This is a genomic window from Halopseudomonas sp. (assembly GCF_038130085.1).
Taxonomy (GTDB): Bacteria; Pseudomonadota; Gammaproteobacteria; order Pseudomonadales; family Pseudomonadaceae; genus Halopseudomonas.
In genome coordinates this window covers 96290-122534 of sequence record NZ_JAYPMU010000009.1, presented here as the reverse complement: position 1 = coordinate 122534, position 26245 = coordinate 96290, and the positions used below count along the sequence as shown (strand labels likewise).

Genomic DNA, 26245 nt, shown 5'->3' with positions numbered 1-26245 from the left:
CGGCCCACAGCGGGTCGATACCCATGCCGTTTACTGTCCAGAGGCTGTCAGGCGCAGGGCGTCATCATCAATGTCGAGCACGTAGCCAGCGTCACCCGGTGCACTCAACTGGCGTGATTCAGGCGGCTGACTCACATTGGCCGATTGGTAGTCTTCGCTCTGAACAAAGCCCTGCATGTTGGCGGTTACCGAATCCGGGGCGACCAGTTGGTAGTTGCCCGCGTCAGCACCGGTCAGTGACGCATCCACCAGAACGCGGTTCTCGCCCGGCTTGAGGCTGGCGAACAAACCGCTGAGCTGCAGCGCAACGTCGTCACCGCTGATGGTGCCGTTCAATACGCCTTCGAGGGTTGCCGCGAGCGAGCCGTCGAACAGCTTGTCTAGGGCGCGGATGTTGGCGGTGATGGTCTTGCGGTCGATGTTGGCCGTGGTGCTGCTGTTGGTGGTGAGCACATAGTTGCCCGCATCACCGCCACCGAGTGAGCCGCTGACGGTGACCTGCTTGCCGGTGCCGACGTGCCTGTTAGCAAAGGCGCCGGTGGTGTTGAACTGCAGATCATCGCCGCTGATTACGCCGTCCAGGGTGCCGTGGGTGTTGGCGAAGGTGCTGCCATCGTAGGTCTTGCCGTCGGCAGTGATGTTGCCGGTGATGGCCTTGCGTTCGATGGTCAGGGTGCCGTTGACAAAGCTCAGCTCGTAGTTGCCGTCGGTGCCGCTGGCGGTCAGCTTGTAGCTGCCGGCGTTAGTACCCTTGCCACCGTTGGTGGTCACGCCAGTCAGCACGCTGGCATCTTCGCCGTTAACCAACCCATCTACGGTAAAACCGCTGACACTCTGCTCGGTACCGTTGTAGGTAGTAGTGCCGCTATTGGCGGTGACGGTGGCTTGGGCTTTGTTGATGGTCAGTTTGCCGTCGACAAAGCTCAGCTCATAGTTGCCATCGCTGCCGCTGGCGGTCAATGCGTAGTTGCCGGCATTAGTGCCTTTACCACCGCTGGTGGTGACGCCGGTGAGCACACTGGCATCTTCGCCGTTAACCAAGCCGTCGACAGTAAAGCCACTGACGCTTTGTTCAGTGCCGTTGTAGGTGGTGGAGCCGCTGTTGGCGGTAACGGTGGCCTGGGCTTTGTTGATGGTCAGGGTGCCGCCACCCGTGGTGATCAGGTCGTAGCCTTGCTGATCGGAGTGCAGACCGCTCATGTCGAGAGCGTAGGTGCCGGCGTTTTTGCCGCCGATGGGCTGACCGAAAATGCGATCAGCATCGTACTCACCAGCGGCGTCCCAACTGCCGCCCTGTTCCGTGCCGTTATAGGTGGTGGTGCTGTTTTCGCCGGTCACCTCAAGGGCGGTCAAAAAGTGCCGCAGCAGCGGGGCGGTATACCCTTCGTAGATACGCCAGACCGTACCCGTGCCGCCCTGCGCATCAATATCCCAGCCAGCGAAGCTGTCGGCTTGTAGCATTTGTGCGGTGGTGAGGCCGGTGGCGCCTGAGCTGCTGCCTTCACCCACCGCGTCGGCCTGGCCGCTTGTGTTGGTGTTCCAGTAGCTGTTGGTGATGGTGCTGCTGTCAGAACTGTATCCAACCAGCCCGCCGACTCTTCCACTGCCCTCAACTTTGCCGGTGGCATAGGCGTTGCTGATGGTTCCAGCGTTGTGTCCGACCAGCCCGCCGACGTAGTTATCACTACCCTTAATGCTGCCAGTGGCATAGGCGTTGCTGATGGTTCCAGTGTTGTATCCGACCAGCCCGCCGATGTAGTTATCACTGCCCTCAACGCTGCCGGTGGCATAGGCGTTGCTAATGATGCCTGAGCTGACTCCGACCAGCCCGCCGACATGGTTACGGCCGAAGACGTTGCCGCCTATCAGCCCAATATCGCGGATCACGCTGCCACTGCCGGTAGCGCCGAACAAGCCAACGAAGTCCGTACCACTGCGGTCGATGGTCAGGTCGTTGATGCTATAGCCCAGACCGTCAAAGCTGCCGGTATAACGTTTAGTTCCGTCCCCAACGGGCACAAACCCCGCGCCACCATTCCAACCGGCGGTAGCGGTGGCGTCGATATGGTTGCCGAGAAGGTAGTTGGCCGTGACGTCGTCGCGCATGGCCTGCAGCTGCTCGACGTTCTGGATCACGGTATAGAGCGCCGGGTGGTTGGTGGCGTCGATGGTGCCGGTGGGCAGGTCGTTTTTGTTGAACACCCGGTTGCCGGCCAGCGCGCGCAGGTAGGGGGTGGTCTGATTGTCGGCATTGGCCCAGGTGCCAGCAAAGTCAAAACCGGTAAAGTTGGCGGCATCGAACATCTGCGCGGTGGTGAGGCCGGTGATGCCGGCGGAGCTGCCACCGCCCACCGCACTGGCCTGGCCGCTGGTTTCGGTGTTCCAGTAGCTGTTGGTGATGGTGCCACTATCTCTACTACCTATTAGTCCTCCGATTGGGCCTAATTGGCTTTGGGTTACCTGCCCGGAGGCATAGCTGCGACTGATTTGCCCTCCACGCATAATGCCGACCAGCCCGCCCCCGAAGTCGCCTTTCACACTGGCGGTGGAGTAGCTATCGCTGATCTGCCCGAAGAGATATGCCACTAGTCCGCCAGATAACTCAGTGGCATATACGGTGCCGGCACTGTGGCTGTGCTCAATGGTGCCGGCGAAGTTTCCTGTCAGCCCTCCACCGTTCAGATAAGCACTAATATCGCCTTGTACCGAGCTGTAGCTTATACGGCTGTTATTAAGCCCCTGACCCACCAGTCCACCTACTCGGAGCTGTCCAGTAATGGTGGCGTTAGTCAGCCCTATATTGCTGATCTGGCTAGCGGAGATCACCCCAAACAGGCCGACGTCATCGGTACCTGGGCGGTTGATGGTCAGGCCATTGATGCTATGGCCCTGGCCATCAAAGCTGCCGCTGAAGTGATTGGCATCGTCTCCAATAGGCACAAAGCCCGCACCGCCATTCCAGTTGGCGGTGCCGCTGGCGTCGATATTGTTGGTCAGCGCGAAGTGGCTGCTCAACAGGCTGCGTGAGGCCATGCCCTGCAGGCCGTAGATATCAAAAATCCGGTAGGCGTTGCCTTCGCTGCCGTCACCACCGTTGGCGCGCAGGAAGCTGGCGTTAGCCGTATTGAGGCGGAAGTCCCTGGCTGAGAAATCGGCAAGAGTGCTGCCCAACTGGCTCCAGGCGCCGCTTTGCAGATTAAAGGTGTCGACGTTGACCGCGCCGTCTGCGCTGATCGCGCCGCCGGCATTCAGGGTCAGGCCGCCGTTGGTCGCGGTGATGGCCTGGTTGATATGAATGTCGTTGTGGGCGTTTAGGCTGAGGGTGTGGTCGGCGTTCCAGCTCACTGCCCCGTTGACGTACATATCGCCGGGCTCGGTGCCGTCGTCAGCGGTGGCCAGTGTGACATTGCTGTATTCCAGATTGTCGCTGAGGGTTATGGCACCAATGCTGCTTTCGGTTGGAAGGTCAATGCTGTCGGTAATGTAAAAATCGGTCGGGTCGATCAGCCATTCGCCAGTGGTGCCGTTGTTGGCTTTGGTGGTAACCCGAGTGCCGTCGGCAATCTTGACGTGGGCACCAGAGGTGTCGATAAAACCGCCGTCGCCGCTGTTTGGCGCTGAGGCATCCAGTGTGCCGGCCACATTCACCGTGCCGCCATTAAAGCCACCCTTGAGCACGATGGTGCCGTTCTGGTTGTCCAGGGTTTGTGCTTCAATCACCCCGGTGTTGTTGACCACGGTTTGCAGCAGCGCGTTGGTGGCGTTGGCGGTCATGATGACTTGGCCGCCGTTGGCGCGAACCAGCTGGTGGTTCTCCGCCAGCGCATTCAGGGTGCCTTCATCCACGGTCACGTTGAGCAGGCCGTCACCGGCAAAGTCCAGGGTGATCTTGTCGCCGGCGGCCAGCGCTACTGTGCCCTGATTGGCCTGAATGATGCCGTGGTTGCTGACCTGCCCACCCAGCAGCGCGACCGCGCCGCCGTCGGCAGTGATGCTGCCGCGGTTGATGACCGCAGCGTTGTTGCCATCGCCGCTGAACTGGTAATTGCCGTCGTTAAAGTCTTCATCACTGAGGCTGAGGGTCGAGGCCACCAACGCCCCCACATTGACCGCCGCCCCCTGACCAAACAGCACGCCGTTGGGGTTGACCAGAAACACCTTGCCGTTGGCATTGAGGTTGCCGTAGATCGCCGAGGCGTCTTCGCCAATCACCCGGTTCAACGCCACCGAGTTGCTGCCTGGCTGGTAGAAGTTGACCGTATGGCCCGCGCCAATGTCGAAGCTGTCCCAATTGGTGATCAGCTTGTCGCTGTTCTGCTGCACGTTCAGGTTGTTACCATTCTGGCTGATGCTGCCGGAACCGCCGACGATGTTGCCGCCGGTGGGCAGGTCGGCGGCGTGCAGGTTGGCTGCGCTCAGGCTGATGGCGATGGCCAGAGCGGTGGGGGCGAAGTTGGGGCGTGTGGTGGTCATGGTGGATTCCTTTCTGGCGGCTGGTGCGTGCTGTTTACCGTGTGTTGGCAGGCTGCGGATCTAGAACATCCACTGGATTTGGCCCCAGAGGTAAACGTCTTCCGGTTCGTCGCTGACAGCTTCTTCGCCATCCAGCGAGGTGGCAGCAATTGCGCTGATTTGCCACTGGTGATGCGGTCGCCAATAGGCGGCAACCCCGGCACCGGTGAGGTTGCGATGGCGGTCGCCGATAGGCAGCGGGTCCTTGTTGTAGGTGATTTCACCGGCTTCCAGGAAAGCACCCAGCTGCCATTGGCCGTTCAGGGCGTAGCGCAGTTCGGTACTGGCCAGCCAGCCCTCATCACCTGAGGCTTCGCCCTGCGGGAAGGCGCGGATGCCGTAGGCGCCGCCCAGACTCATCTTCTCGACGGAATCCAGATTGCCGTCGGCCAGTTGGCCGCGCAGGTTCAGGTTCAGGGTGAAGCGCGGGCTGAGACGCTGCTGACGCAGCACGGCCAGGTTGACCTTGTGGTAGCGGCCTTCGGTGCCGTAAAAGTCGGATGCGACGGCGTAGGGGCTGTCCAGCGACAGCTCGCCGTGGGTCCAGCTCAGGCGGTAGCTGTTGGCGCTGCCGCCTAGCAGGTCGTCACGCCAGTAGCCGTTGACCAGATCGAGGGTGACGCTGCGCAGGGTTTTCTCGCTGGCGACACCAAGCTGCTCGTCTTCCAGGTCGCGGTAGCGCCATTCGATGCGGCTGGATACGCCCCAGCTGCGTTGCTGCCACCAGTCCTGGCTGGCAAACAGGCTGCCGGTGGCGGCTTTGCCCTTGGCGTTGAGGCTGTCGAAGTCCTTGCCCAGTTCGTATTCCAGCCAGGACAGGCCAAACCCGACACGGGTGTTCCACGGGCCCACTGGCAGTTCGTATTGGGTGCTCAGGTATTTTTGGTCGCCGTCGGAGACCAGCGCCTGCAGTTGCAAGCTGTCACCCAGCCCGAAGGGATTGGCGACGGTGAGGCCACCGGTCAGTCGGTATTCGCCGTTGTAGGTGTTGCCATAGTTGTCGAGCGACAGTTGCCCGCTCAGCGCTGGCAGGTCGTTTACGTCGATATCCAATGCGCTGGTACCGACCTGCTCACCGCGAGACAGCCGCGAGTTGACCTGGCTGGCGGGCAGCGCATCGAGGCTCATCAGCGCGTTTTCCAGTGCGCCGGCGCGCACGCCGTCGCCGGCGCTCAGGCCGCGAGTGGCGTTTTGCAGCAGGCGGTCAGGCAGCTCGCTCTGGTTGTTGAGCCGAACCTGGTCGTATTTGCCTTCGACGATTTGAATGGTCAGGTAGCCGTCATCAATTTCCTGGGGGGGCAGGATGGCGCGGGCGAGCAGCCAGTCGTGCTGGCGATACCAGGCGGTAATCCGGTCAGCGGCCTGTTGCAGCTGCCCAAGGGTGAGGGCTTGGCCGGACAGGTCGAGCAGCAGGGCGGCCAGTTGGTCATCACTGAAGGCGGTGTTGCCCGTGAAGCGAAAGCCAAGGATGTTGACGGTCTGCCCACCGGCGGCCTGCTCGCTGGCTGGTGGTGGCGTCAGCGTGGGCGTGTCTGCTGGTGGTTTGGGCGGCAGATCGAGCGGCCTGGTTTCGAGGTCGCGAAGGGCGCCACCGGCGGTTTCTGCGGCTTGCAGTGGTAAAGCTGCCAGGCATGAAAGCAGGCAAGCAGTTTGCAGGCTCGATACGGCGGCCAGTTTCTTCACGTTGTGTTCCTTCCCTAGGTTCGCGAGGTTCTCGAAGCCGGGGAGGGTAGCAACGGGCTAATACAGGGGCTTCCACTCAGCGCCACAACACCGCTTTTGGGTGCCGTTAGAGAGGCTCCCTGGCAGGCTGTCCTGTGCTGACCAGTTCACGCACTTCGCCGGGCGTCAGGTCAAAGCGCCGCTTGAACGCACGATAGAACCAGGAGGGGTTGTTGAAACCGGCGTCGTAGATAATGTCAGCGACCTTCTTGTGGGCGTGCGCGGCGCTGGTCAGACACTGGAACACCCGCTCCAGCCGCAACCCTAGGACATAGTCGGTAAAGCTCTGGCCTTCCTGTTCGAACATGGCGCGAATGTAACCGGGCGAGACGCCGTGCCGTTTGGCCAGCCAGCCCAGGGAGGTCTCGCCCTGCCAGGCACTGACGCGTAGGTCTGCCTTGACCGCACGCAGGCGGGCCTGTTTCAGGCCGCGATGCCGGGCGGTGATTTCAATATCGCGCGGGGCACCAACCGAGAGCGCGGCCAGATCCAGCAGCCGGTTGGTTTCGGCGAGGATGTCGGTGCCTTTCAGGCCGGGTTCTTTTACCAGGTCGATTGCACAGCGGGCCAGATGGGCGAATGTCTCTCGGGACAAGTGGGGTTTTTTGCTCGCCCGTTCGAGGTCACCTACCAGCGGGCCAAGGAGGGCCCGAGAGAAGGAGATATTGAGCATGTAGGTGCGACTGCCGTGAAACTCGATGGTGCCGGGGCGGTCGTTGAAGCTGAAACAGCCGGCGCCCGGGCTGCACTCTACCTCGCCAACGCCGGCCAGTTCTGAGCGCCAAGGGGCATTGCCGGTGGGGTTGAGCAGTAGAGCAAAGTCGTCGTTGCCGTCCTGAAGCTGCCGGGAACGCCGGTTCACAATGAGTGGCGAGCACTGGATAAGGGCTATTGATACACCAGGCAGCAGGCGGATGCGGGTTTCGATATCGGGACTTTTGCCCCGTGGAAGCGAAACGTCGATATTGGCCATGGCCGCATAGATGTCGAGTGAGGCCTCCAGGCGCTCGGCTTCCGGATAGCTTGATGTGGAAAAAGTGATGTAAGCCATTTGCGTGCCGACCTCTTCCTGAGACGCAGCCAAGAGGGTTCCGTAAATTGATTGCGGTGTCAAATGGTTGGGCTGGCGGCATTGATTCGTCGCTGCCTTGCCTGCTGTGTCTATAATCTGAGCGCGGCCGTGAGTGCTTGAAGGCTGCCTGGCGCCCCAAAGGGGGTAGGGAACCCACCGCTGTGGCGGTGGTTGCGATGGGTGCAGGGGTACGATGGCTGCTATTCGATTTTTCTGTTTGACGCTGATGTTCTGTCTGGCGTCCTCGTGGGTGCATGCTAGACCGTCCGGTGCGCAACTGGCTGACTGCGTTGACGAGCGCGAAGTGCTGACCTCGCTGGAGGCGGCGATTGAGGACCTAAACACCCGCCGTGCGGTTTTCGCTTCTATCTACAACGATGATTTTCCCGCTGACCTGTCTCTGGCCGATGCGCTTGAAGCGGGCAGCGACGGCGTGCTTCGTGAGTGGCCGGAAGGGCTGGAGTGCAACACGCTGGCTGATCAGTACCAGGCGGCGCTGACCGAGTATGAGCGGGTACGTTCCAGGCTGATCCGTCAGCAGCAAGCGTGGGATGAGCAGCCGTCCGCTCTCCGCGATCCGCTGGTGCGGGTCTGGCTCTCGCGTGAGCGCTTGCTCTCCTTTGAAGATCAGCTGCAGGATGGCTTGACCGCCCATGGCGGCCCTGAAGCGGCTGCGGTGCAGGCGGCTCTGAGTGGTGTGCTGGCAGACCTCAGCAGCCTGCGCCGGGGACTGTTCAGTCTGTCCCAGCATCTGCAGGCTGACCCTGAACCGGAGCGTATTGCTGCGCTGCTGGCGTTGTGGCGCGAAGCCAATGCATTCCGGCCTACTGCAGCACTGCCGGAGCGCGCAACGCTGGACGCGCTGCCTGAGGAGTTGGCCGAGCAGGTGCTGCTTGCGTTTCGTCTGGCCCGGCTGGATACGCTGGTGTTGCGCAACGCCATGAACGATATCCGCGGTTTTCTCTGGGATACGGCCAAGCCGGCGTCCGAACAGGTGGGCAGCGAAGCAACCGATGGTCTGCTACTCGACGAACTGCGAGCCTTCAACACCCGTCTCGACTGGTTGATCACCGATACTCGGACCGGTTACCGCCACCCCGGTGCCGAGGGCGCCGGCACACCTGCCTGGATCAAGGTGATCGAGTATTTGATCGGCCTGGGTGCTGCGGCGCTTTTGATCTGGGTGGCGCGGCGCACCAAAGCCCCGGCTGGCAGTCTGCAAAGCCGCTTTGCGCGCTGGAGTCGCGGCCGCCGCTTGGCTGGCCCGGTCAGTCGGGTGACCGCCAGTGTGCCGTTGTTGCTGCCCTGGCTGATAGGTCTGCTGGGGCTTGGGCTGCTGCACGCTTTCTTCGCTGAGCTTCGCTTGCCGCTGCTGATTACCCTGTTGCCGCTGGCACGGCTGTATATCCTCTACGGGCTGCTGTGTCTGGCTGGCGAGTGGTTGCTGCAACGCACCGCCCAGCAGGCAGGCAGTTATCTGAATGATGAGCAGCAGGGGCAGGTGCAACGGGCTGCGCGCATTGCATCAGCGGTTGCCGTATTGCCGATGCTGATCAGTGACTTCATCGCCCTCGGGATTGGTCCGTCACGCTTGCTCGACTGGGGTCAGGTAGCCAGTGTGGTCGGCGTGTTGCTGGCGATGGGGTTGCTGCTGCGCAGCCGACGCGAGGACTTCGTTGAAGCACTGAAGTCGTTTTTACCCTCCGCTGGCGATCGGGTTGTTGAACAGCTGCTCGGCCAAAAAACCTTCATGCTGGTTGCCCCTATCGCTGCGCCGCCGCTGCTGCTGGCGTTGTTGATTGGCTTTATGCACAAGGCATTGTTCGCCTATGACTGGTACCGCCGGTTATTCGCTCGCAGCTTCAAACTGAGGGTGGCTGCCGTTGAGGCGGAACAGGAAGAGGTGGTGTCCGACGCCAAGGCGCTGAGCAGTTATGCCGAGTGGTTTACCCAGTCTGACCCGACCAGCGTTCCGTTTATCGATTCCGGGCTGTATGCCCAGTTGCGCAAGAGCCTCGACCCATGGCTGGCGGACTCGGCCAACGATAATGCGCTGTTGCTCACCGGGCCCGATGGCGCGGGCAAGACCACGGTTCTGCATCGCCTGTGTCAGGATCTGGCCAGCCAGCAGCCGGAGCTGAATCAGTGTTTGCTGCGGATCGAGGACAAGGTCACGACCGCTAAAGGCCTGCTGGATATGATCGGCTGGGCGCTGGGCACCGATCTGTCCGAGGGGCCGTCGGCGCTGGTGCGCTCGGATGCCGACCGCAAACAAACGCTGGTGGTGATTGACGATGCACAGAACCTGTTCCTGCGTCAGGTGGGCGGTCTGGCGGCTTGGGAAGCATTGCTGGGGCTGGTCAACGCCCGGGTCGAAAACCTGTTCTGGCTGGTGCTGACCAGCAACCACAGCTGGGCGTATCTGGGCAACGTCTACGGCCGGGATTACCAGTTTCGCAGCATCAAGGTGGCGCGGCGCTGGTCGCAGAGCGATGTGCGTTCGCTGGTGCTGTCACGCAATCATCTGAGCGGCTGCCGCATTCGTTACGACAACATCCTGCTGGCGACCCGCGGGCCGGAGGCTGGCAGCATTCGCAATGCAGAGCAGCTGTATTTCAGCCTGCTCTGGGATGCCTGCCTGGGCAATCCGCGCCTCGCCCTGCAGCTGTGGCTCAAGTCGATTCGGATGGTCGGCGATACCGTGGTGGTTGGCCTGCCGGAGGAGGTGTCGGGGGCTGGTCTGGAGTCGCTGCACAGCGATCTTTACTTTGTCTACGCGGCCATCCTGATCCACGACAACATGAGCAGTGACGAGCTGGTTGTCGCCACTGCACTGCCCGAGCGGGTGGTGCGTCGCGCACTCAAGACCGGTCAGGACATGGGCTTTATCGAACGGGCGAACAACCGTCGCTACCGCGTGGTAGCGCTCTGGTATCCGCTGATCACTCGGTTGCTGGCACGGAAGAACCTGTTGCATGAATAACGAACTTGCTTCCCAGTTGACGACTTTCGTCGACATGTTCGACACCGGCAAGCTGGTATTGCTGCTGATCTGCCTGTTTGCCCTGTGGCTGGCGAACTGGTGCGTGCGCTACAGCATGGTCAAGTTGATGGCGCGCTTTCCCGCGCGGCGCTTCACCATCATGCAATTGGGCACCCTGCTGAGTTTCAGCCTCTACATTCTCGGCGGCGCTGGGGTAGTGGTTGGGGTGCTGCAGCCGCCGCAGGAGTTTCTGCTGGCGATTGGCGGCTCGGCGGCCGTGGCGATGGGCTTTGCGTTGAAAGACATCGCCGCTTCGCTGGTGTCCGGCCTGATCCTGCTGTTTGACCGGCCGTTCCACGTTGGCGACCGGGTGACCTTCGACGGGGTGTATGGCGAGATCATCACCATCACCCTGCGTACGGTGCGGCTGCAGACGCTGGACGACAACATCGTCACGATTCCCAACTCGCGCTTTATTACCGACGTTGTTGCCTCCGGCAACCTCGGGGCGATGGACATGATGGTGGTGACCGACTTTCATTTGGCGCTGGATGCCGATATCAAGGAAGCCGAAGACATCGTCCGTCAGGTGATCGTCACCAGTCGCTTTGCCTACCTGAAGAAGCCGGTTGCCTTTGCCATTGAGGAAGTGCAGATTGCCGAGCGGCTGGCGATTCGCCTACGCGCCAAGGCCTATGTGCTCGATGTGACCTACGAAAAGCCCTTCCAGAGCGATATCACCACCCGTGCCAGCGTGCTCTTCCGTGAGCGGGGAGTTCGCCGACCCGGGCATTGAATTGGCTGCGACTAACGTCCGATTTGATTGCTCAGGTCGTTCGCGATCATCGCTGCCAAGTCGTCAAGGATCGCCGCGTGTCCCGCTACCAGCCCCGGGTAGCCGTCTGCCGGTTGCTGTAGCTGACGATTGACGCGCCCGCTGCGTTGCGTGCCATCAGGGCGCTTGAACCGGTAGCTGGCGCGCAGACTGATGTCGCCGTCGACATTGCCTATCAGTTCGTCAATGTTGATCTCCAGGCGCACCGGTTGGATCTCCTCTTGTTGAGCGAAGCGGCTCGCAATGCGTTGTGTCAGATAGCGTTTGATCGCCGTAGGCGATGGCTCTGCCCAGCGGTGTACGCGCGCGCTGTGCATCTGCTGGTCGTCCAGCAGCAGCACGATGGCGTCGTCGTACAGGTAGTCAGGCAGCGTCAGCTGGCTGATGGCGACTGATGCCTGTTCATTGGCGCTCAGAGGGGCGCTTGAGTCGCGCAGCAAGTACTGGTGCACATCGCTGCCGGTGCTGGCGCAGCCCGCCAGGGTCAGTGCTGCCAGCACCAGTGCGCTGGCAGCGGTATGGCGCAGGTTAGTCAGGTTCATCGGTTGATCCTCGGCTCCGGGTCGGGTTGATGTTTGCGCGGGAACAGCAGCGAGCTGGGTTGGTCCTGCAGGCTGTCGATCAGGTTATTGGCTTTGCGCAGGGTGCTATCCAGCTCATTCAGTGCGCGGGTGGCGTCTTGCTGCAGGGCAGACCCCTCTCCCAGGCTCGACAGTGTGCTGTTGACGGTTTCCAGCGTCTGGTTGAGCTGCTCGGGCAGCGCGTTCACTGCGTCACTGCTGGTCAGTTGCTCAACCGATTGCAGGGTTGCGCGAGCGCTGGCGAGGGTGCGGTTAAGTTCGTCGGTCGTCTGCTCAAGCGGCAGGGCGTTGAGCTTGTCGAGCAGGTCGGACAGCTGCTGGCCAAGCCGTTTGATGCCGCCCGACAGGGTTGGCAGAGTGCTCATGCCATCAAACTCGCCAACCTCCGCAGCCGGTGCGTCTGGGTGGTGATCAATCGACACGTACAGGCCGCCGGTGATCAGGTTTCCGGTTTGCAGGCTGGCGCGCATGCCGACCTCCGCGACCCCGCGCTGCAGCCGCTCGGCGAGCAGGTTGATCGACTCCTGGCTGTCAGGCATGCCGAAGCGGCCGGGCTCGACGCGAATAATGACTGGCACGGCGATGGCATTGCTGTGCGCCTCGGCCAGCTCTTCACGGCGGATGTCTTCGACGGTGCCGACGCGAATGCCGCGATACTCGACTGGCGCGCCTACGTCCAAGCCGCGCAGCGATTGCTCGAACTGCAGGGCATAGCGTTTGGCGAACAGGTAGGGGTCGGCCTCTGCCGCCTGACGGCTATCGAACAGTTCGAAGCGACTACCGGACTCGACTCGCTCACCGGCGCTGCCCTGGCTGGGAACAGCAAAGGAAATACCGCCGGAGACCACCGCCGCCAGTGATTCGGCATCCAGTTCCAGTCCTTCCGCGCCGGTGCGAACCGACAGGCCGCTGGCGTTCCAGAAACGCGCACCTGCGGTTACCAGTTGGTCGAATGGCGCGTCGATAAACGCCGAGATCCGCACTTGGGCTCGGGTCATGTCCAGATCCACTGACTCCACTTGGCCGACCTGCAGGCCGCGGTGCAGGATCGGTGCTCCAACGCTGATCGATTCGGCGCTGTCACCATAGAGCTCAACGCGCATGCCGGCTACGCCGGGTGGCGTGTGCGGGGCCTCATCCAGGCCGGTATAGTGCCTGCCGCCACGTTCGCCGTCGCCCGGATACAGCTCGATGTACGGGCCGGAGAGCAAGGTGCCCAGACCGGATACGCCGCTGGCGTTCAGCTGTGGGCGCACTACCCAGAACTGGGTGTCGGCATGCAGCAAGCGGTCGGTTCCGGGGTTGAGCTGAATGCTCACGCGCACGTTCTTGAGGTCGTCGGCCAGTTGAATGTCTTTGACGACGCCGACATCGACACTGAGTGCGCGAACGCGGGTCCGGCCGGCCTCCAGCCCTTCTGCGGTGGCGAAGGTAATCTCCACGCTGGCGCCCTGGGACAGGTAATACCGTGTTGTAACCCAGCCGCCGATCAGCATGACAAACAGCGGCAACAGCCAGATGCGACTGATGCGCCGTGGTGGGGTAACGGTAGCAGTAGGTTCATTCATTGGATTCGGACTCTGTGCTGTCCCAGATAAGCCTGGGGTCAAATTGTTCTGCAGCGATCATGGTGACGATGACCACTGCCGCGAAGCTGAGGGCGGCAAAGCCGGGATAGAACGAGATGATGTTGCCGAGCTTGATCAGGGCAACCAGGATGGCCACCACAAACACGTCGATCATCGACCAGCGGCCGATGAACTCGGTCAGCCGGTATAGACGGGCGCTTTGCTGCGGATTGCGTGGGCGCGGGCGACTGGCCTGCCAGCACAGCCAGCTGAGCATCAGCAGCTTGCCGATGGGCACCAGCACGCTGGCAATCAGGATCACCAGCGCGATCGGGTAAGAGCCCATCTGCCACAGGGTGACAACGCCACCGAGGATGGTGCTTGGTGCGTTGCTGCCCAGATAGACTGTGTTGGTAATCGGTAACAAGTTGGCAGGCAGGTACAGCACCCAGGCGACTACGATCAGCGCCAGGGTGCGCTGGAGGCTGTCCGGGGTGCGAGAGTGCAGGCGACTTTGGCAGCGCGGACAGCGTTGCTCGTTGATCGATACGACCAGCGCACAGCAGGCGCAGCCAACCAGTCCGCGCGAACGCGCGCTCGTGGCGCTCATGCTGGGGCCTCCAGCTCGGCCAGTCGGCGCCACAGGCTGATGCGTTCCAGTGAGCCGGCGGCAGCAGTCAGTACGATTGCCAGCGCCAGATAGCTCCATAGCGAAATGCCCAGCGCCACGTGGGCCATCCCGGCGATCTTCACCAGACTGACGAATACGCCGATGATGAACACCTCGACCATGTTCCAACTGGTCAGGCGGTGCATCAGCCGTGCTGCCGTCTTTACTCCGGGTAGCGGGCGCTGCAGGCGCAGACTGCAGGCGATCAGTAGAATGCAGCCGACCAGCAGGCAAGGCGCCAAAATGATGAACAGCAGCACCAGCGCCCCGAGCAGCAGGCTACCGTCCTGCACCAGCGCGATGCCGGTTTGCAGCAGGGTCATCTGATTGGAGACCCCGGCGCGCTCGAACGCCAGGAACGGGAACATCAGCGACAGTGCCAGCAACAGCGCGGCGCAGATGCCCAGTGGCAAGGCGCGTTCCAGATGCCGCTCGCCGGTCAGGCCGAGACTATGCTTGCAGCGCGGGCACGACAGCCGATGTGTTTGTTCCAGCGTCGGCAGGCGCACCAGCAGGTCACATTCGTGACAGGCAATCAGTCCGTGCCGTGCCGAATCCGTCGCGGGTGTGTGCGCGGGCGTTCCGGCAGGTAAACTCTGGGTTTGCGTGCCGTTGGGCGGGGCCTGGCGTGTCATTCAGCGCTCCTGCGGTCGAGGATGGAAAACCGGCACACTGGGCCGGTTCGGTGTGAATCAATGGGTAAATTGATCTGAATCAGTAAAAGTAAACTGCACGGTGTAGTATAGTTACGCCATTCTGGTTCTACAAGGGGTAGGTAATGAGCGGTCGAAAAAGCGGAAAGCGTGACGATGTCATCTGTGCGGCGGTGAGTCTGTTCCAGCAGCACGGCTATCTGGAAACCAGCATGGATCGCATCGCCGAGGAGGCTCAGGTCTCCAAGCGCACGGTGTACAACCACTTTGAATCCAAGGAAGCCCTGTTTGAGGCGATTCGTGAGGAGTTGGTAAGCCGGTGTGGGCACCTGCAGTTGCCGGAACCGACGGCCGGGGCGCTGCATGATCAGCTCAAGCAAGTAGGGCGCCTGTACGCCGAACTGATGACCAGTGACGACTTCATCAAGCTGACCCGGGTGGTGTTGTCACGTTTTATTCAATCGCCGCAGATGGTCGGTGCGGCGGTGACCGGTCGCGAGCCACAGATGCCGATCCAGCGCTGGATCGAGCAGGCGCAGGCCAAGGGCCTGATGCCGGCCTTTGATGCCCAGCAGGCAACGACCGAGTTTGCCGGCATGATTACCGCCACCGAGTTCTGGCCGAGGTTGATCCAGGACGAGCAACTGCGCTCAGCCGCCGAACGCGATCGTTATCTGGAGTCGGTTGTTGGCATGTTCCTCAAGCATTACGCGCCGCAGGCTGCCTGACGCAACGCGCGCTGTTGTCCGGAAAAACGCCCGAGCTGGTCTCGGGCGTTTTTGTGTCTGCTTTTTTTTGTGTTGAAAGTACACTGCACGGTGTAGTATATTTTTCGTCCTTTACAGCCGCCCGGCGGTTTCTTGCTGTGAATCTGCATCGGCAGTCGCCAGCAAGCACTCTTTCAATCAGCTCTTTCTGGGAATGGACATGAAAAAACAGCATGACAACGGACTCCCGTCTTCATCCCGCCAGCGTCGCCTGTGGACGGCTTCCATGCTGTCGGCTGCCGTGGCGCTGGCCGGTTGCTCAAGCGAGCAGCCACCGGCGCAGCAGACGGTGCCGGTGCAAGCCATCACTGTGCAGGCGCAGGACATCGCGCTTGTGCGTGATTTCACCGGTCAGGTGGCGAGCCCGCAGGAAGTGGAATTGCGCGCGAGGGTCTCCGGAACCTTGCAGCAGAAGCACTTTGTCGACGGCGCGCAGGTCAGCAAGGGGCAGCTGCTGTTCACCATCGATGACCGTGACCTGCAGGCGCGCCTGCTGGATGCGCGGGCCTCGTTAAGCGATGCGCAGAGCAGCCAGGCACGTGCCCAGCTGGACGTGAACCGTTACCGCCCGCTGCTGGAAACCCAGGCAATCCCGCGTCAGGTCTATGACAATGCAGTCGCCACCCTGCGCTCGGCCTCGTCGCGGGTAGACAATGCCAAGGCGGCGGTGGAGCAGGCGGAACTGGCGGTCGAGTACGCCTCGATTCTCTCGCCGGTCTCCGGTCGTATCGGTGCTGCCGAAGCAAATATCGGCGATCTGATCAGTGCCGGTTCTACCATGCTGGCCAAGGTGTCCACAGTCGATGCCTCCTGGGTTTACTTCAACGTCAGTGAGCCGGCACTGCTGGCCTACGAGCAGGCCCACGGCAGTATCGAACGTCCCGCCAGCGAGCCCGGCATGGCTGCCCGTCTGTTGCTCAGCAATGGTGTTGCCTATCCCTATGCAGGGGAGGTGACCTTCTCCGACCGTGCCCTGAACGCCAGCACTGGCACCATCCGCTTGCGTGCCGATTTCCCGAACCCGGACGGCATGCTGCGGCCGGGCATGTTTGCTCGCGTGCAGCTGGTAACCGAACGGCGTGACGACGTGGTCGCAGTGCCCGACAAGGCGGTGTCTCAACTGCTCAATAGTTACTTCGTGACGCTGGTCGACACGGGCGACGTTGCACGGCAGGTGCAGGTTGAGGTCGGGCCGCGTCAGGAAGGTCTGTGGATCATCGAAGACGGCGTACAGCCGGGCGACCGCGTGGTTGTTGAAGGTATTCAGAAGGCCCGCAATGGTGCATCGCTGCAGGTGCGTGATGTCACCGAGGGAGGACAGCACTGATGGCGCGTTTCTTCCTCAATCGGCCGGTCTTTGCGGTCGTTATTTCTCTGTTTCTGCTGCTTGCCGGGACGCTGGTCATGCGCGGCCTGCCGGTCGCCCAGTTCCCTGATATCGCGCCACCAACAGTAACCGTCAACACCGTCTACCCAGGTGCGGACGCCGAAGCGGTGATCGATTCGGTGATCTCGCCGATGGATTCGCAGATCAACGGTGTCAGCGATATGCGCTACATCCGTGCGGTAGCGGGCAACGACGGCTCGGCAAAAATCCAGGTGACCTTTGCGCTGGAGCGCGATGCCGATATCGCCGCCGTGGAAACCCAGAATCGGGTAAGCCAGGTGACCTCGCGTTTGCCTGCCGAGGTTAACGACATTGGTGTCGCGGTCGCGAAATCGTCGCCGGACGTGCTGATGTTTGCGGCGCTCTATTCTCCGGACGATAGCCGCAACCGCGACTTTCTGGACAACTACCTGAACAACTACTGGGTGGATGAACTCAAGCGGGTGCCCGGCGTGGGTGACCTGCAGGTGTTTGGCTCCGAATTCGGTATGCGGGTCTGGCTCAAGCCCGATCGCATGGCTGCGCTTGGCCTGACCGCGCAGGATGTGGTCGCCGCGGTGCAGGAGCAGAACAAGCAGGCCGCTGCCGGCCAGGTGGGGCAGCCTCCGGCCGACACGGCTAGCGGCTTCCAGTACTCGCTGACCCTCAAGGGCAGACTGGCGGATGTCAGTGAGTTCGAGGACATCGTCTTGCGCGCCAACAACGATGGTTCGCTGCTGCGTCTGAAGGACGTTGCCAGCGTTGAGTTGGGTGCCAAGGATTACAACATCTACGGCTACCACAACGACGACGTGAGCACCGCCTTTGCGGTCTACCTGTCGCCGGGCGCCAATGCCATGAGCACCTCCGAGGAGCTGCGCGCGAAGATGGATGCCCTGAGTGCGCAGATGCCGTCCGGCATGGCTTACTCGGTGGTGTACGACACCTCCAACTTTGTTGAGGCGTCCATCGACGAGGTGGTGAAGACCTTTGTTGAGGCGCTGGTGCTGGTGACCCTGGTGGTGTTCCTGTTCCTGCAGAACTGGCGTGCAACGCTGATTCCGATGATCGCGGTGCCGATCTCGCTGATCGCAACCTTCATCAGCTATCAGGTACTGGGTTTCTCGATTAATACGCTGTCGCTGTTCGGCATGGTGCTGGCCATCGGTATCGTGGTGGATGACGCCATCGTGGTGGTCGAGGCCGTCGAAGAGAAAATGGAAAACGAAGGCCTGTCGGCGCTCGAGGCAACCAAGAAGGCGATGGACGAGGTGTCCGGCGCGTTGGTGGCCATGGCGCTGGTGCTGGCAGTGGTGTTCATTCCGATGGCGCTGGTGCCGGGTGTGACCGGTCAGCTGTACAAGCAGTTCGCGCTGACTATCGCGGTATCGACGCTGTTCTCCGCGCTGATCGCGCTGACCCTGTCGCCGGTCATGTGTGCTGCGCTACTCAAGCATCGTCATGCTGGCGGTGGTCCGCTGGGGCGTTTCTTTGCCGCCTTCAATCGTGGCTTTGAGCGCTTTACCAAAGGCTATCTGGGGCTGACCGGGAAAATGGTGCGCGGTCTCAAGCGCCTGGTGATGTTCTTCCTGATCATGCTGGTCGGCATTGTGACGCTGGGCAAGGTGACCCCCACCGGCTTTGTGCCGGAAGAGGATCAGGGCGCGTTCTTCGTTCAGGCGTTGCTGCCGGAAGCCTCATCCACCAAGCGCACTGAAGCCGTGGTAGCGGATCTGTCGACCCAGCTGCAGCAGCTGCCGGGTGTGGAAGCGGTGCTGGGTATCACCGGGTTTGACCTGCTGACACAGGTGGCAGCGCCCAATGGTGGCCTGCTGGTTGTGCAACTGGAAGACTGGGCTGACCGCACCGAAGCGAACGAGCAGATTCAGAGCCTGATCGGTCAGGCGCAGCAGATCGGCGCGCAAACCGAGGAGGCGCTGGTATTTGCCTTCAACCCGCCGGCCTTGCCGGGCTACGGCGCGGTATCCGGGGTCTCGATGATGCTGCAAGCGGAGCGCGGGCAGAGCCCCACCGAACTGGATCAGATGTCTCACGAGTTTATCGCGGCCGCCATGCAGCGCCCGGAGATTGCTCAGCTGAGCACGACCTACGCGGCGGCAACACCCAATTACCGACTGGATATTGATCGCGAAAAGATCAAGCAGATGGGTATTCCGATCAGCGACGTGTTCAGCTCCCTGCAGGTGTTCCTTGGCAGCTATCAGGTCAACGATTTCACCCTGTTTGGCGAGAACTACCGCGTCAGCCTGCAGGCTGCGCCCGAGTACCGCCGCGACATCTCTACGCTGTCACAGCTGCACGTACGCAACGCGGCAGGGGACATGGTGCCGCTGGACACGCTGGTCAGTTATGAACCGAGCACTTCGCCGCGTTACATCATGCGCTACAACCTGTATCCGACCGCCGAACTGACCGGTACGCCGGCGGCGGGTTACAGCTCCGGTCAGGCGGTTGAAGCGCTGAAGGAAGTCGCTGCCGAAGTGCTGCCTGACGGCTATGGCTATCAGTGGTCCGGTCAGACGCTGGAAGAAGTCGAGTCCGGCAACACCGGGACCTACGTGCTGATGCTGTCGATTGTGGTGGTGTTCCTGTTCCTCGCGGCGCTCTATGAAAGCTGGACTGTGCCCTTTGCGGTACTGCTGGCGGTGCCGTTCGGTCTGCTCGGCGTGTTCGGCGGGCTGCAGCTGATGGGCATGGATTTTAATGTCTACGGCCAGATTGGCCTGGTGACGCTGGTCGGTCTCTCGGCAAAGAACGCGATCCTGATCGTCGAGTACGCCAAGCTGCATTACGAGAAAAAGGGCTACGGCCTGATCGAAGCCGCACTGGAAGCTGCGCGCCTGCGTCTGCGCCCGATTCTGATGACGTCCTTCGCGTTCATCCTTGGCGTGTTGCCGCTGATGCTGGCGAGCGGCGCGGGCGCCGCCTCGAAAAACTCGGTCGGCGTCGTGGTGTTCTTCGGCATGTTGGTGGCAACCATGGCGGGCGTGTTCTTTGTACCGGCGTTCTACGTGCTGGTGCAGACACTCACCGAGCGGGTTAAGGCGCTGTTCAAGCGTAAGGAGTCGGCCCAATGAAAAAGTTGATCCCTCTGGTATCCGTGCTGTTGCTGGCCGGCTGTGCGGTAGGTCCGAACTTTGAACGTCCGGAGCTGGACGTCCTGCAGCAGGACTATCGGGTGCCGATCGAACTGAAACAGGCGCGCTCGCTGGCAACGGTGGAATGGTTTGCGCTGTTCAACGATCCCTATCTGGATCAGTTGATTCAAACCGCGCTCGGCAACAACCTTGAACTGGCCGGTGCACTGGAGCGTGTTGAGCAGGCCCGAGCCCGCACCGCCGTATCGCGCAGTGCGTTTGGTCCGCAGGTCAGCGCCTCGATGGGCAATACCCCGGCGCCGGGCGGTGATGGCAACGACGCCAGCTTTACCGCAGGTATCGGTTTTAACTGGGAACTGGACCTGCTCGGCAAGCTGCGCCGCGCAGACGAGGCCACCCGCGCCGAGCTGCTGGCAACCGAAGACGGCGCGCGGGCAGTGATGTCAAGCTTGGTGGTCAGTGTGGCGCAGAGCTGGTTCAGCCTGCAGGAACTGGATGAGGAACAGCGCATTGTGCTGCGGACGCTGCGCAGTCAGGAGGAGTCGCTGGCGCTGGTGCGTTCGCAACTGGCCAGCGGCATTGCCTCGCGGGCAGAGGAGCAGCAGGCGATTGCCCAGCTCGCCTCCACTCAGGCCCGTCTGCCGCAGGTCAAACAACAGATCGTATTCGCCGAGAACACGTTGTCACTGCTGATCGGTCAAGCACCGCAAGCCTTCGCCGACCGTCCGCAACGGCGCCCGGTGGAGTTGATCGATGATCGCGACCTGGCGCTCGGCTTGCCGGCCGAGCTGCTGGAGCGTCGCCCTGATGTGCGTGCCGCCGAGCAACGACTGCACGCGGCGACTGCCCGGGTTGGCGTGGCGGTAGCCAATCGCTTCCCGGTACCGACTATCGGGCTGTCCGGCCTGTTCGGGCGCTATTCGGCGGATCTTGGCGATCTGGGCAGCGGCAGCGCGATCAACTTCAGTGGTTGGGGACCCTATATCGACCTGCCGATCCTCGATTGGGGGCGCGCCAAGGGTAATGAAGATGCCGCGCGCGCCGCGACTGCCGAAGCGCTGACGGACTATCGCCGTACGGTACTGGTGGCGCTTCGGGAAGTGTCCGACAGCGTTCACGCCTTCAGCTATTCCGCCGAGGTGATTGCTGCCCACGCCACCTATGCGCAGGCCGCCGATGAGAGTCTGGCCCTGCAGAAGTCCCGTTTTGTCAGTGGTGTAAGCGGCTACGTCAATGTGCTGGATGCCGAGCGCCAATTGCTCAGCGCCGAGATTGGGCTGGCCCAGGCCGAGTTGAGTCGGGTGAACGCCTATCTGGATCTGTATCGGGCGCTGGGCGGTGGTTGGTCAGATCAGGTGCTGCAAAGTGCGTTGACCGAGTCACAGAATGACAAGCACTGAGTAACCGCAGCGTGGTACTGATCCCGTACCACAACAAAAACCCCCACAAGGGGAACGTAATGCGCGCTCGTCTGAGTGCGCCTGATGGAGGTAATCCATGCAGTACAAAGCGATCAAGCTGGTCAAACGTCCCAACCCGGACATCACCGCGGATATTTTCGAAACCGTCAGCCTGCCGCTGCCGACGCTGGAAGAGGGCCAGTTCCTGGTGCGTCAGACCCATATGTCGCTGGACCCGGCAATGCGTACCTGGCTGGACGAATACGACGACAGTTACATGCCACCGGTGGCGCTTGGCGAGATCATGCGCTCGTTTGGCGTTGGTGAGGTGACCGAGTCGCGTAACCCGGCGTACCCGGTGGGCGCGCGGGTACTGGGCAGCACCGGTTGGGCTGAGTATGTGCTGGGCGGGCCGGACATGCGGGTGGTGCCGAAGGAGCTGCCGGTGGGCGATCTGCTTGGCGCGTTGCACCTGCCCGGTCTGACTGCGTATCTGGGGCTGATGGAGATTGGTCGACCCAAGGCCGGCGAGACGCTGGTGGTTACCGGCGCGGCCGGTTCTGTTGGCTCGCTGGTAGGCCAGATCGGTAAGGCCGAAGGGCTGCGGGTGATCGGCTTTGCCGGCAGCGATGAAAAGTGCGCCTGGCTGGAACAGGAGCTGGGGTTCGATAAGGCCATCAACTACCGCACCGCCGACCTCGCGGCCGAGCTGGAGGCGGCAGCGCCGAACGGCGTTGATCTGTTCTTCGAGAACACCGGCGGCCCTGTACAGGACGTGGTGTTCCAGCAAATGAATCGCTTGGGGCGGATTGTGGTGTGCGGCGTGATCGCCGATTACAACCGTGATAAACCCTCACCTGGCCCGAACTGGAAAGAGATCAACCTCAAGGCATTGCGCGTTGAAGGCTTTGTGGTGCCAGACCATTACGACAAGCTGGAACGTATGAGCGAAGCGCTGCTCGGCTATCTGCAACGGGGCCAGCTGCGCTATCGCCTGCACACGCTCAAGGGGCTGGAAAGTGCCGTTGACGGCATCAACATGCTGTTCGACGGCCGTAACCAGGGCAAGCTGCTGGTTGAACTGTAAGTACGATTGCGCTTGCCGGTGACTAACCACCGGCAAGCGCCGGTAATGACCTGCAAAGGGACATTGCCGTTAAAGTGTCGTCGGTCACTGAGCACCGACGGCAGCTTTGGCTTGTTTATCGTAATGATAATAACTATCATTTGACTCTTCGTTCTCTTGGCAGCCCAAGGGAGAAGTTCATCTCACGCTCGGCAAGGGTGTGAGCACAAGCCACTGCGGTGAATCTTATGGTGCCTTCTTCTAGCGGAGCGTCATGCCCATGACGACTGCTCCCCGTTTTCTGATCGTCTCCCGCGTGCTCGCGGCGGTGCTGGGTGTGTATGCCTTTATCTGGGGCGTTGTCACCCTCGGCATGGTGGCTCTGAGCGCCATCGGTGTGGAATTCCACAGTGCTGAGCAGAGCATGCTCATGCTCGGGCTGCTGCTCTACGTTGCACTGTTCATCTGGGTGTTCGCGGCCAACAGTCTGCTGCGGATCTGGCTGGTTCTCGGCCTCGGGGCGGCGCTGATGCTGTCGGCGGCCTGGCTGCTGCAACCGCTGCTGCTCTGCCCGGAGGCCGTATGCTGAACAACTTCCGTCTTTCCATGGCCTGGGTACACACCTGGTTCGGGCTGGTGCTCGGTTTCGTGCTGATGGTCGCTTTCTTCTTCGGTGCGCTGTCGGTATTCGACCGTGAGATTGACCGCTGGGCGGTGCCGGCGACCCGTTTCGAGCCACAGCCGATGCCGTCCTACGATAACCTGCTGGCCGATGTGTATACCCGCCTGAAACCGGACCCGGTCGATATGGCGGCGACAGCCAAGCGGGTCGTCGGCGAATTGCCCGACACCGATGCCATGCCGCTGGTGTCGTTGTTTGCCTATACCACCCATCGCGATCCGGTGCTGCTGATCGGCGGTGAATTCGGTATTCCCAATCAGCCGAAGGACCCTGCGGATGACCATCTGCACGTGCATGGCCGGGCGACAGTTGACCCGCGTACTGGCGAGTTCCTGTCGGATGATGCCTTGAAGATCGGCAGTGACTGGTTCTACCCGCTGCATTACAGCCTGCAACTGAACTGGATGTATCTCGGCACCTATGTGGTCGGGCTGGCGGGGCTGGTGATGCTGGTCGCGCTGATTACCGGCGTGATCATGCACCGCAAGGTATTCCGTGAGTTCTTCACCTTCCGGCCGCACAAGCGCACCCAGCGCAGCGCACTGGATCTGCACAACATGACTGGCGTGGTCGCGCTGCCGTTTCACTTCTTTTTTGCCTTCACCGGGTTGCTGATCTTTGCCGGCTTTTATTACTTCCCGGCGTCGCAAACATTGCTCAAGCCGCTGCACGATCAGCACGAGGTGCTGGAGGCCGCGCACACCGGTCTGCCGCATGACGAGGCGGGTATGCCTGCACCGCTGGCGTCGGTTGATGCCATGGTGGCCGAGGCCAAGGGTATCTGGGCCGAGCGCGACATGGCCGGGGAGGTCGGGTTCCTGATGATCGAGCACCTCGGTGATGCCAACGGGTATGTCAGCATCTACCGCGCCGGCAGTGATCGCGTCGCGCTGGTTGGCGAAGGCATTCACTTCAAGGCCAGCACCGGCGAACTGTTGCGCGAAGACCCGCCGAGCCCGCCGGTTGAGGCGGTTGCCCAGTTCCTCACCGGGCTGCACCTGCAGCACTTCGAACACTGGGCGCTGCGCTGGCTGTATGTGCTGGGCGGCTTGTTGGGCTGCATCTGCATCGCCACCGGTTTTGTCTTCTTCGTTGAAAAGCGCAAGCAGGACCATGCCCGCCGCGGGCTGCAGGGCAGCAGGCTGGTTGACGCGCTGGCGGTTGCCAGTGTGACCGGTATGGTGCTGGCCGCGGTCGCCATGCTGGTGGCCAACCGTCTTCTGCCCGAGGCCATGACCGGCAAGGGCGAATGGGAGAAAGCCGTGTTCTTGGGTGCATGGGCGCTGTCTTTGCTGCACGGGTTGTGGCGCAGCGCGCCTGTGGCCAAGGCGTTGCGTAATCCCGCCTGGGCCGAGCAGTGCTGGCTGCTGGCGCTGCTGGCGGTGGCTGCGGTGCTGCTGAACTGGGTCAGCACCGGTGACCACCTGCTCAAGACCGTGCTGACCGACCCCTATTGGCCGGTTGCCGGGGTGGATTTGAGTTTGCTGGCGTCGGCAGCGGTGGCGGTGTTCGCGGCGCGCAAGTTGGCGCAGCCGCGCACGGTGACGGCTTCGGCACAGGGAAGGGAGGTGGCCTATGACTGATACGGTATGGTTGCTGCTGGCCGCCGTTACCATGCTGCTGGCGACCGGCTGGCTGGCACTGTCGCTGCAGAGCCATTGGCGTCAGGTGTACGGCAGCGGTGCCGCGGTGCCTGCGGTCATGCGATTACGGATCGCGGGCTGGAGTGCGCTGCTGGTAGCGGCGCTGTGTTGTTTCAAGGCCGATCATCCGTCCATGGCGGTGCTGGTCTGGTTTACCCTGTTCTCGGCGGCAGCGATGACCACCAGCATGCTGCTGAGCTACCGTCCCAGCTGGCTGCGCGCGCTCTGCCCGTCGCTGCTGCGTCTGTCCTGATCTCCCTGCCGGTCGGTGGCGCTCCGCGCGCTCCGGCCGGTGGAGCGTCTGCGTAACGTCATAACTTGGTAAAAGTATGTAAATTCGCTACTTCCATGGGCTGATCTTTCCTACAGTCTGGCATTCGAAGCAGCGGTTTACGCTGCCGCTGTCCAGTTAACGGATTACATGCCCATGTCACTTCCGCACTCGTCTTCCCGATCCCTTCGCAATTGGCTGCTGCTGGCTGCAGCTATCGCTGCCGCCGGAACCTTCGCCTGGTATCAGTTTGCTGGCAGCGCCGGCAGCGCGCAGCCGGAGAACCTGCGGCGCATGGGCTGGGATGCGCCCGCGGCGGTGCGGGTTGAACCGGCTGAGCTGGGGCAGCTGGATGTGCAGATCAAGTCGATCGGCACGGTTACCCCGCTGAATACCGTTACCGTACAGAGCCGGGTCAGCGGCGTGCTGGAGAGGGTGGTGTTCGAGGAAGGTGCCAGGGTAGAACAGGGCGAGTTGCTGGCCGAGATCGACCCCTTGCCCTACCGTGCGCAACTCGAGCAGGCCGAGGGGCAGCTACAGCAAAACCGCGCCAAGCTGGAGAACGCCCGCGCTGATCTGAAGCTCTACGAGCAGCTGTGGGAGCAGGACTCCATCGCCCGCCAGCAACTGAGTGACCAGCGTGCGCTGGTGCAGGAGTTGATTGGTACCGTGCGCGCCGATCAGGCGCAGGTGGATGACGCCAAGTTACAGCTGTCCTGGACCCGAATCACCGCACCGTTGTCTGGCCGCCTTGGGCTGCGCAAAGTCGATCAGGGCAATCTGGTAACCGGTAGTGAAACGGAAGGGCTGGTCAGCATCACCCAGACCCAGCCGATCGCGGTCAACTTTACCGTGCCGGAAGTGGATGTGCCGGCCCTGCGCGAGGCGCGTCGAGGCGACACGCCGCTCAAGGTCGAGGTGCTGGATCGCAGCGAGCAGCGAGTGTTGGCAATCGGTGAGTTGACCACCCTCGACAACCAGATCGACACCAGCACCGGCACCCTGCGGGTGCGCGCCCGGTTTGCCAACGAAGACGAGGCGCTGTTCCCCAATCAGTTCGTTAACGTGCATCTGCGGCTGCAGACGCTGGATGCGGTGGTGACCATTCCCTCCGATGCCGTGCAATTTGGTACCGAGCGCAGCTATGTCTATGTCGTACAGGACAACAAGGCCTATGTGCGCAATGTGGTGCTGGGCGCCGCGGCGGATGGTCGTGTAGCGGTCATCGAGGGGCTGGAGCCGGGCGAGTTGGTAGTGCTGGAAGGCCTGGATCGGCTGCGCGATGGCAAGGAGGTCCGTTTGCCGGACGGCGACGCTGCCCCGGCGGCCAACTGA

18 protein-coding genes are annotated in these 26245 nt (G+C 61.9%); 11 read left to right on the top strand and 7 right to left on the bottom strand.

Features of this window, described 5'->3' with window-relative positions:
• Positions 1-30 precede the first annotated feature (30 nt).
• The 3 genes from AAFM31_RS09080 to AAFM31_RS09070 form a co-directional block, all read right to left on the bottom strand.
• A complete protein-coding gene (locus AAFM31_RS09080) occupies positions 31-4473 on the bottom strand; it encodes a GLUG motif-containing protein (RefSeq protein WP_341707597.1) in 4443 nt (1480 codons plus the stop codon).
• Between the two features lie 60 nt (positions 4474-4533).
• Positions 4534-6195 carry a ShlB/FhaC/HecB family hemolysin secretion/activation protein gene (locus tag AAFM31_RS09075; RefSeq protein ID WP_341707596.1) on the bottom strand — a complete coding sequence of 554 codons (1662 nt, stop codon included), beginning with the start codon at positions 6193-6195 and terminating at the stop codon, positions 4534-4536.
• A gap of 106 nt (positions 6196-6301) precedes the next feature.
• Positions 6302-7285 carry a helix-turn-helix transcriptional regulator gene (locus AAFM31_RS09070; RefSeq protein WP_341707595.1) on the bottom strand — a complete coding sequence of 328 codons (984 nt, stop codon included), beginning with the start codon at positions 7283-7285 and terminating at the stop codon, positions 6302-6304.
• Between the two features lie 214 nt (positions 7286-7499).
• Here AAFM31_RS09070 and AAFM31_RS09065 point away from each other — a divergent pair, with 214 nt between their 5' ends.
• Both AAFM31_RS09065 and AAFM31_RS09060 read left to right on the top strand, forming a co-directional pair.
• A complete protein-coding gene (locus AAFM31_RS09065; protein WP_341707594.1) occupies positions 7500-10289 on the top strand; it encodes an ATP-binding protein in 2790 nt (929 codons plus the stop codon).
• A complete protein-coding gene (locus tag AAFM31_RS09060) occupies positions 10282-11085 on the top strand; it encodes a mechanosensitive ion channel domain-containing protein (RefSeq protein ID WP_341707593.1) in 804 nt (267 codons plus the stop codon). The genes AAFM31_RS09065 and AAFM31_RS09060 overlap by 8 nt, the downstream gene beginning before the upstream one ends.
• A gap of 11 nt (positions 11086-11096) precedes the next feature.
• On the opposite strand, the gene AAFM31_RS09055 is transcribed toward AAFM31_RS09060, so the two are convergent.
• Genes AAFM31_RS09055 through AAFM31_RS09040 form a run of 4 tightly spaced genes read right to left on the bottom strand, consistent with a single transcriptional unit; the run spans position 11097 to position 14578 of the window.
• Complete coding sequence (locus AAFM31_RS09055; RefSeq protein WP_341707592.1) at positions 11097-11666, bottom strand: ABC-type transport auxiliary lipoprotein family protein; 570 nt, start codon at positions 11664-11666, stop codon at positions 11097-11099.
• A complete protein-coding gene (pqiB, locus tag AAFM31_RS09050; RefSeq protein WP_341707591.1) occupies positions 11663-13273 on the bottom strand; it encodes an intermembrane transport protein PqiB in 1611 nt (536 codons plus the stop codon). The genes AAFM31_RS09055 and pqiB overlap by 4 nt, the downstream gene beginning before the upstream one ends.
• Positions 13266-13883, bottom strand: coding sequence for a paraquat-inducible protein A (locus AAFM31_RS09045; RefSeq protein WP_341707590.1), 618 nt, complete (start codon positions 13881-13883; stop codon positions 13266-13268). The genes pqiB and AAFM31_RS09045 overlap by 8 nt, the downstream gene beginning before the upstream one ends.
• On the bottom strand, positions 13880-14578 hold the full coding sequence (locus tag AAFM31_RS09040; RefSeq protein WP_341707589.1) for a paraquat-inducible protein A: 699 nt from the start codon (positions 14576-14578) through the stop codon (positions 13880-13882). The genes AAFM31_RS09045 and AAFM31_RS09040 overlap by 4 nt, the downstream gene beginning before the upstream one ends.
• A gap of 143 nt (positions 14579-14721) precedes the next feature.
• Here AAFM31_RS09040 and AAFM31_RS09035 point away from each other — a divergent pair, with 143 nt between their 5' ends.
• The 9 genes from AAFM31_RS09035 to AAFM31_RS08995 all read left to right on the top strand — a co-directional run bounded on the left by AAFM31_RS09035 (position 14722) and on the right by AAFM31_RS08995 (position 26245).
• Positions 14722-15324: a TetR/AcrR family transcriptional regulator gene (locus tag AAFM31_RS09035; RefSeq protein ID WP_341707588.1), complete on the top strand. Its 603-nt coding sequence runs from the start codon at positions 14722-14724 to the stop codon at positions 15322-15324.
• A 199-nt stretch (positions 15325-15523) separates the two neighbouring features.
• Positions 15524-16690, top strand: coding sequence for an efflux RND transporter periplasmic adaptor subunit (locus AAFM31_RS09030; RefSeq protein ID WP_341707587.1), 1167 nt, complete (start codon positions 15524-15526; stop codon positions 16688-16690).
• On the top strand, positions 16690-19827 hold the full coding sequence (locus AAFM31_RS09025) for a multidrug efflux RND transporter permease subunit (RefSeq protein WP_341707586.1): 3138 nt from the start codon (positions 16690-16692) through the stop codon (positions 19825-19827). The genes AAFM31_RS09030 and AAFM31_RS09025 overlap by 1 nt, the downstream gene beginning before the upstream one ends.
• Positions 19824-21248: an efflux transporter outer membrane subunit gene (locus AAFM31_RS09020; RefSeq protein ID WP_341707585.1), complete on the top strand. Its 1425-nt coding sequence runs from the start codon at positions 19824-19826 to the stop codon at positions 21246-21248. The genes AAFM31_RS09025 and AAFM31_RS09020 overlap by 4 nt, the downstream gene beginning before the upstream one ends.
• 97 nt (positions 21249-21345) lie before the next feature.
• Positions 21346-22335, top strand: a complete 990-nt coding sequence (locus AAFM31_RS09015; RefSeq protein ID WP_341707584.1) for an NADP-dependent oxidoreductase — start codon at positions 21346-21348, stop codon at positions 22333-22335.
• A gap of 259 nt (positions 22336-22594) precedes the next feature.
• Positions 22595-22903 (top strand): hypothetical protein, encoded by a 309-nt coding sequence (locus AAFM31_RS09010; protein WP_341707583.1) that lies wholly within the window; start codon positions 22595-22597, stop codon positions 22901-22903.
• The gene (locus AAFM31_RS09005; RefSeq protein WP_341707582.1) at positions 22897-24579 is read left to right on the top strand and encodes a PepSY-associated TM helix domain-containing protein; all 1683 of its coding nucleotides are present in this window, start codon (positions 22897-22899) and stop codon (positions 24577-24579) included. The genes AAFM31_RS09010 and AAFM31_RS09005 overlap by 7 nt, the downstream gene beginning before the upstream one ends.
• A complete protein-coding gene (locus AAFM31_RS09000) occupies positions 24572-24892 on the top strand; it encodes a DUF3325 domain-containing protein (RefSeq protein WP_341707581.1) in 321 nt (106 codons plus the stop codon). Before AAFM31_RS09005 ends, AAFM31_RS09000 begins: the two co-directional genes overlap by 8 nt.
• A 174-nt stretch (positions 24893-25066) precedes the next feature.
• On the top strand, positions 25067-26245 hold the full coding sequence (locus AAFM31_RS08995) for an efflux RND transporter periplasmic adaptor subunit (RefSeq protein WP_341707580.1): 1179 nt from the start codon (positions 25067-25069) through the stop codon (positions 26243-26245).

What these genes read in the sequence shown, in the direction of transcription:
- AAFM31_RS09080 (WP_341707597.1), bottom strand. Translation starts at nt 4,473, where the DNA reads ATGACCACCACACGCCCCAACTTCGCCCCCACCGCTCTGGCCATCGCC.
- AAFM31_RS09070 (WP_341707595.1), bottom strand. Translation starts at nt 7,285, where the DNA reads ATGGCTTACATCACTTTTTCCACATCAAGCTATCCGGAAGCCGAGCGC.
- AAFM31_RS09065 (WP_341707594.1), top strand. Translation starts at nt 7,500, where the DNA reads ATGGCTGCTATTCGATTTTTCTGTTTGACGCTGATGTTCTGTCTGGCG.
- AAFM31_RS09060 (WP_341707593.1), top strand. Translation starts at nt 10,282, where the DNA reads ATGAATAACGAACTTGCTTCCCAGTTGACGACTTTCGTCGACATGTTC.
- AAFM31_RS09055 (WP_341707592.1), bottom strand. Translation starts at nt 11,666, where the DNA reads ATGAACCTGACTAACCTGCGCCATACCGCTGCCAGCGCACTGGTGCTG.
- pqiB (WP_341707591.1), bottom strand. Translation starts at nt 13,273, where the DNA reads ATGAATGAACCTACTGCTACCGTTACCCCACCACGGCGCATCAGTCGC.
- AAFM31_RS09045 (WP_341707590.1), bottom strand. Translation starts at nt 13,883, where the DNA reads ATGAGCGCCACGAGCGCGCGTTCGCGCGGACTGGTTGGCTGCGCCTGC.
- AAFM31_RS09040 (WP_341707589.1), bottom strand. Translation starts at nt 14,578, where the DNA reads ATGACACGCCAGGCCCCGCCCAACGGCACGCAAACCCAGAGTTTACCT.
- AAFM31_RS09035 (WP_341707588.1), top strand. Translation starts at nt 14,722, where the DNA reads ATGAGCGGTCGAAAAAGCGGAAAGCGTGACGATGTCATCTGTGCGGCG.
- AAFM31_RS09030 (WP_341707587.1), top strand. Translation starts at nt 15,524, where the DNA reads ATGAAAAAACAGCATGACAACGGACTCCCGTCTTCATCCCGCCAGCGT.
- AAFM31_RS09025 (WP_341707586.1), top strand. Translation starts at nt 16,690, where the DNA reads ATGGCGCGTTTCTTCCTCAATCGGCCGGTCTTTGCGGTCGTTATTTCT.
- AAFM31_RS09020 (WP_341707585.1), top strand. Translation starts at nt 19,824, where the DNA reads ATGAAAAAGTTGATCCCTCTGGTATCCGTGCTGTTGCTGGCCGGCTGT.
- AAFM31_RS09015 (WP_341707584.1), top strand. Translation starts at nt 21,346, where the DNA reads ATGCAGTACAAAGCGATCAAGCTGGTCAAACGTCCCAACCCGGACATC.
- AAFM31_RS09010 (WP_341707583.1), top strand. Translation starts at nt 22,595, where the DNA reads ATGACGACTGCTCCCCGTTTTCTGATCGTCTCCCGCGTGCTCGCGGCG.
- AAFM31_RS09005 (WP_341707582.1), top strand. Translation starts at nt 22,897, where the DNA reads ATGCTGAACAACTTCCGTCTTTCCATGGCCTGGGTACACACCTGGTTC.
- AAFM31_RS09000 (WP_341707581.1), top strand. Translation starts at nt 24,572, where the DNA reads ATGACTGATACGGTATGGTTGCTGCTGGCCGCCGTTACCATGCTGCTG.
- AAFM31_RS08995 (WP_341707580.1), top strand. Translation starts at nt 25,067, where the DNA reads ATGTCACTTCCGCACTCGTCTTCCCGATCCCTTCGCAATTGGCTGCTG.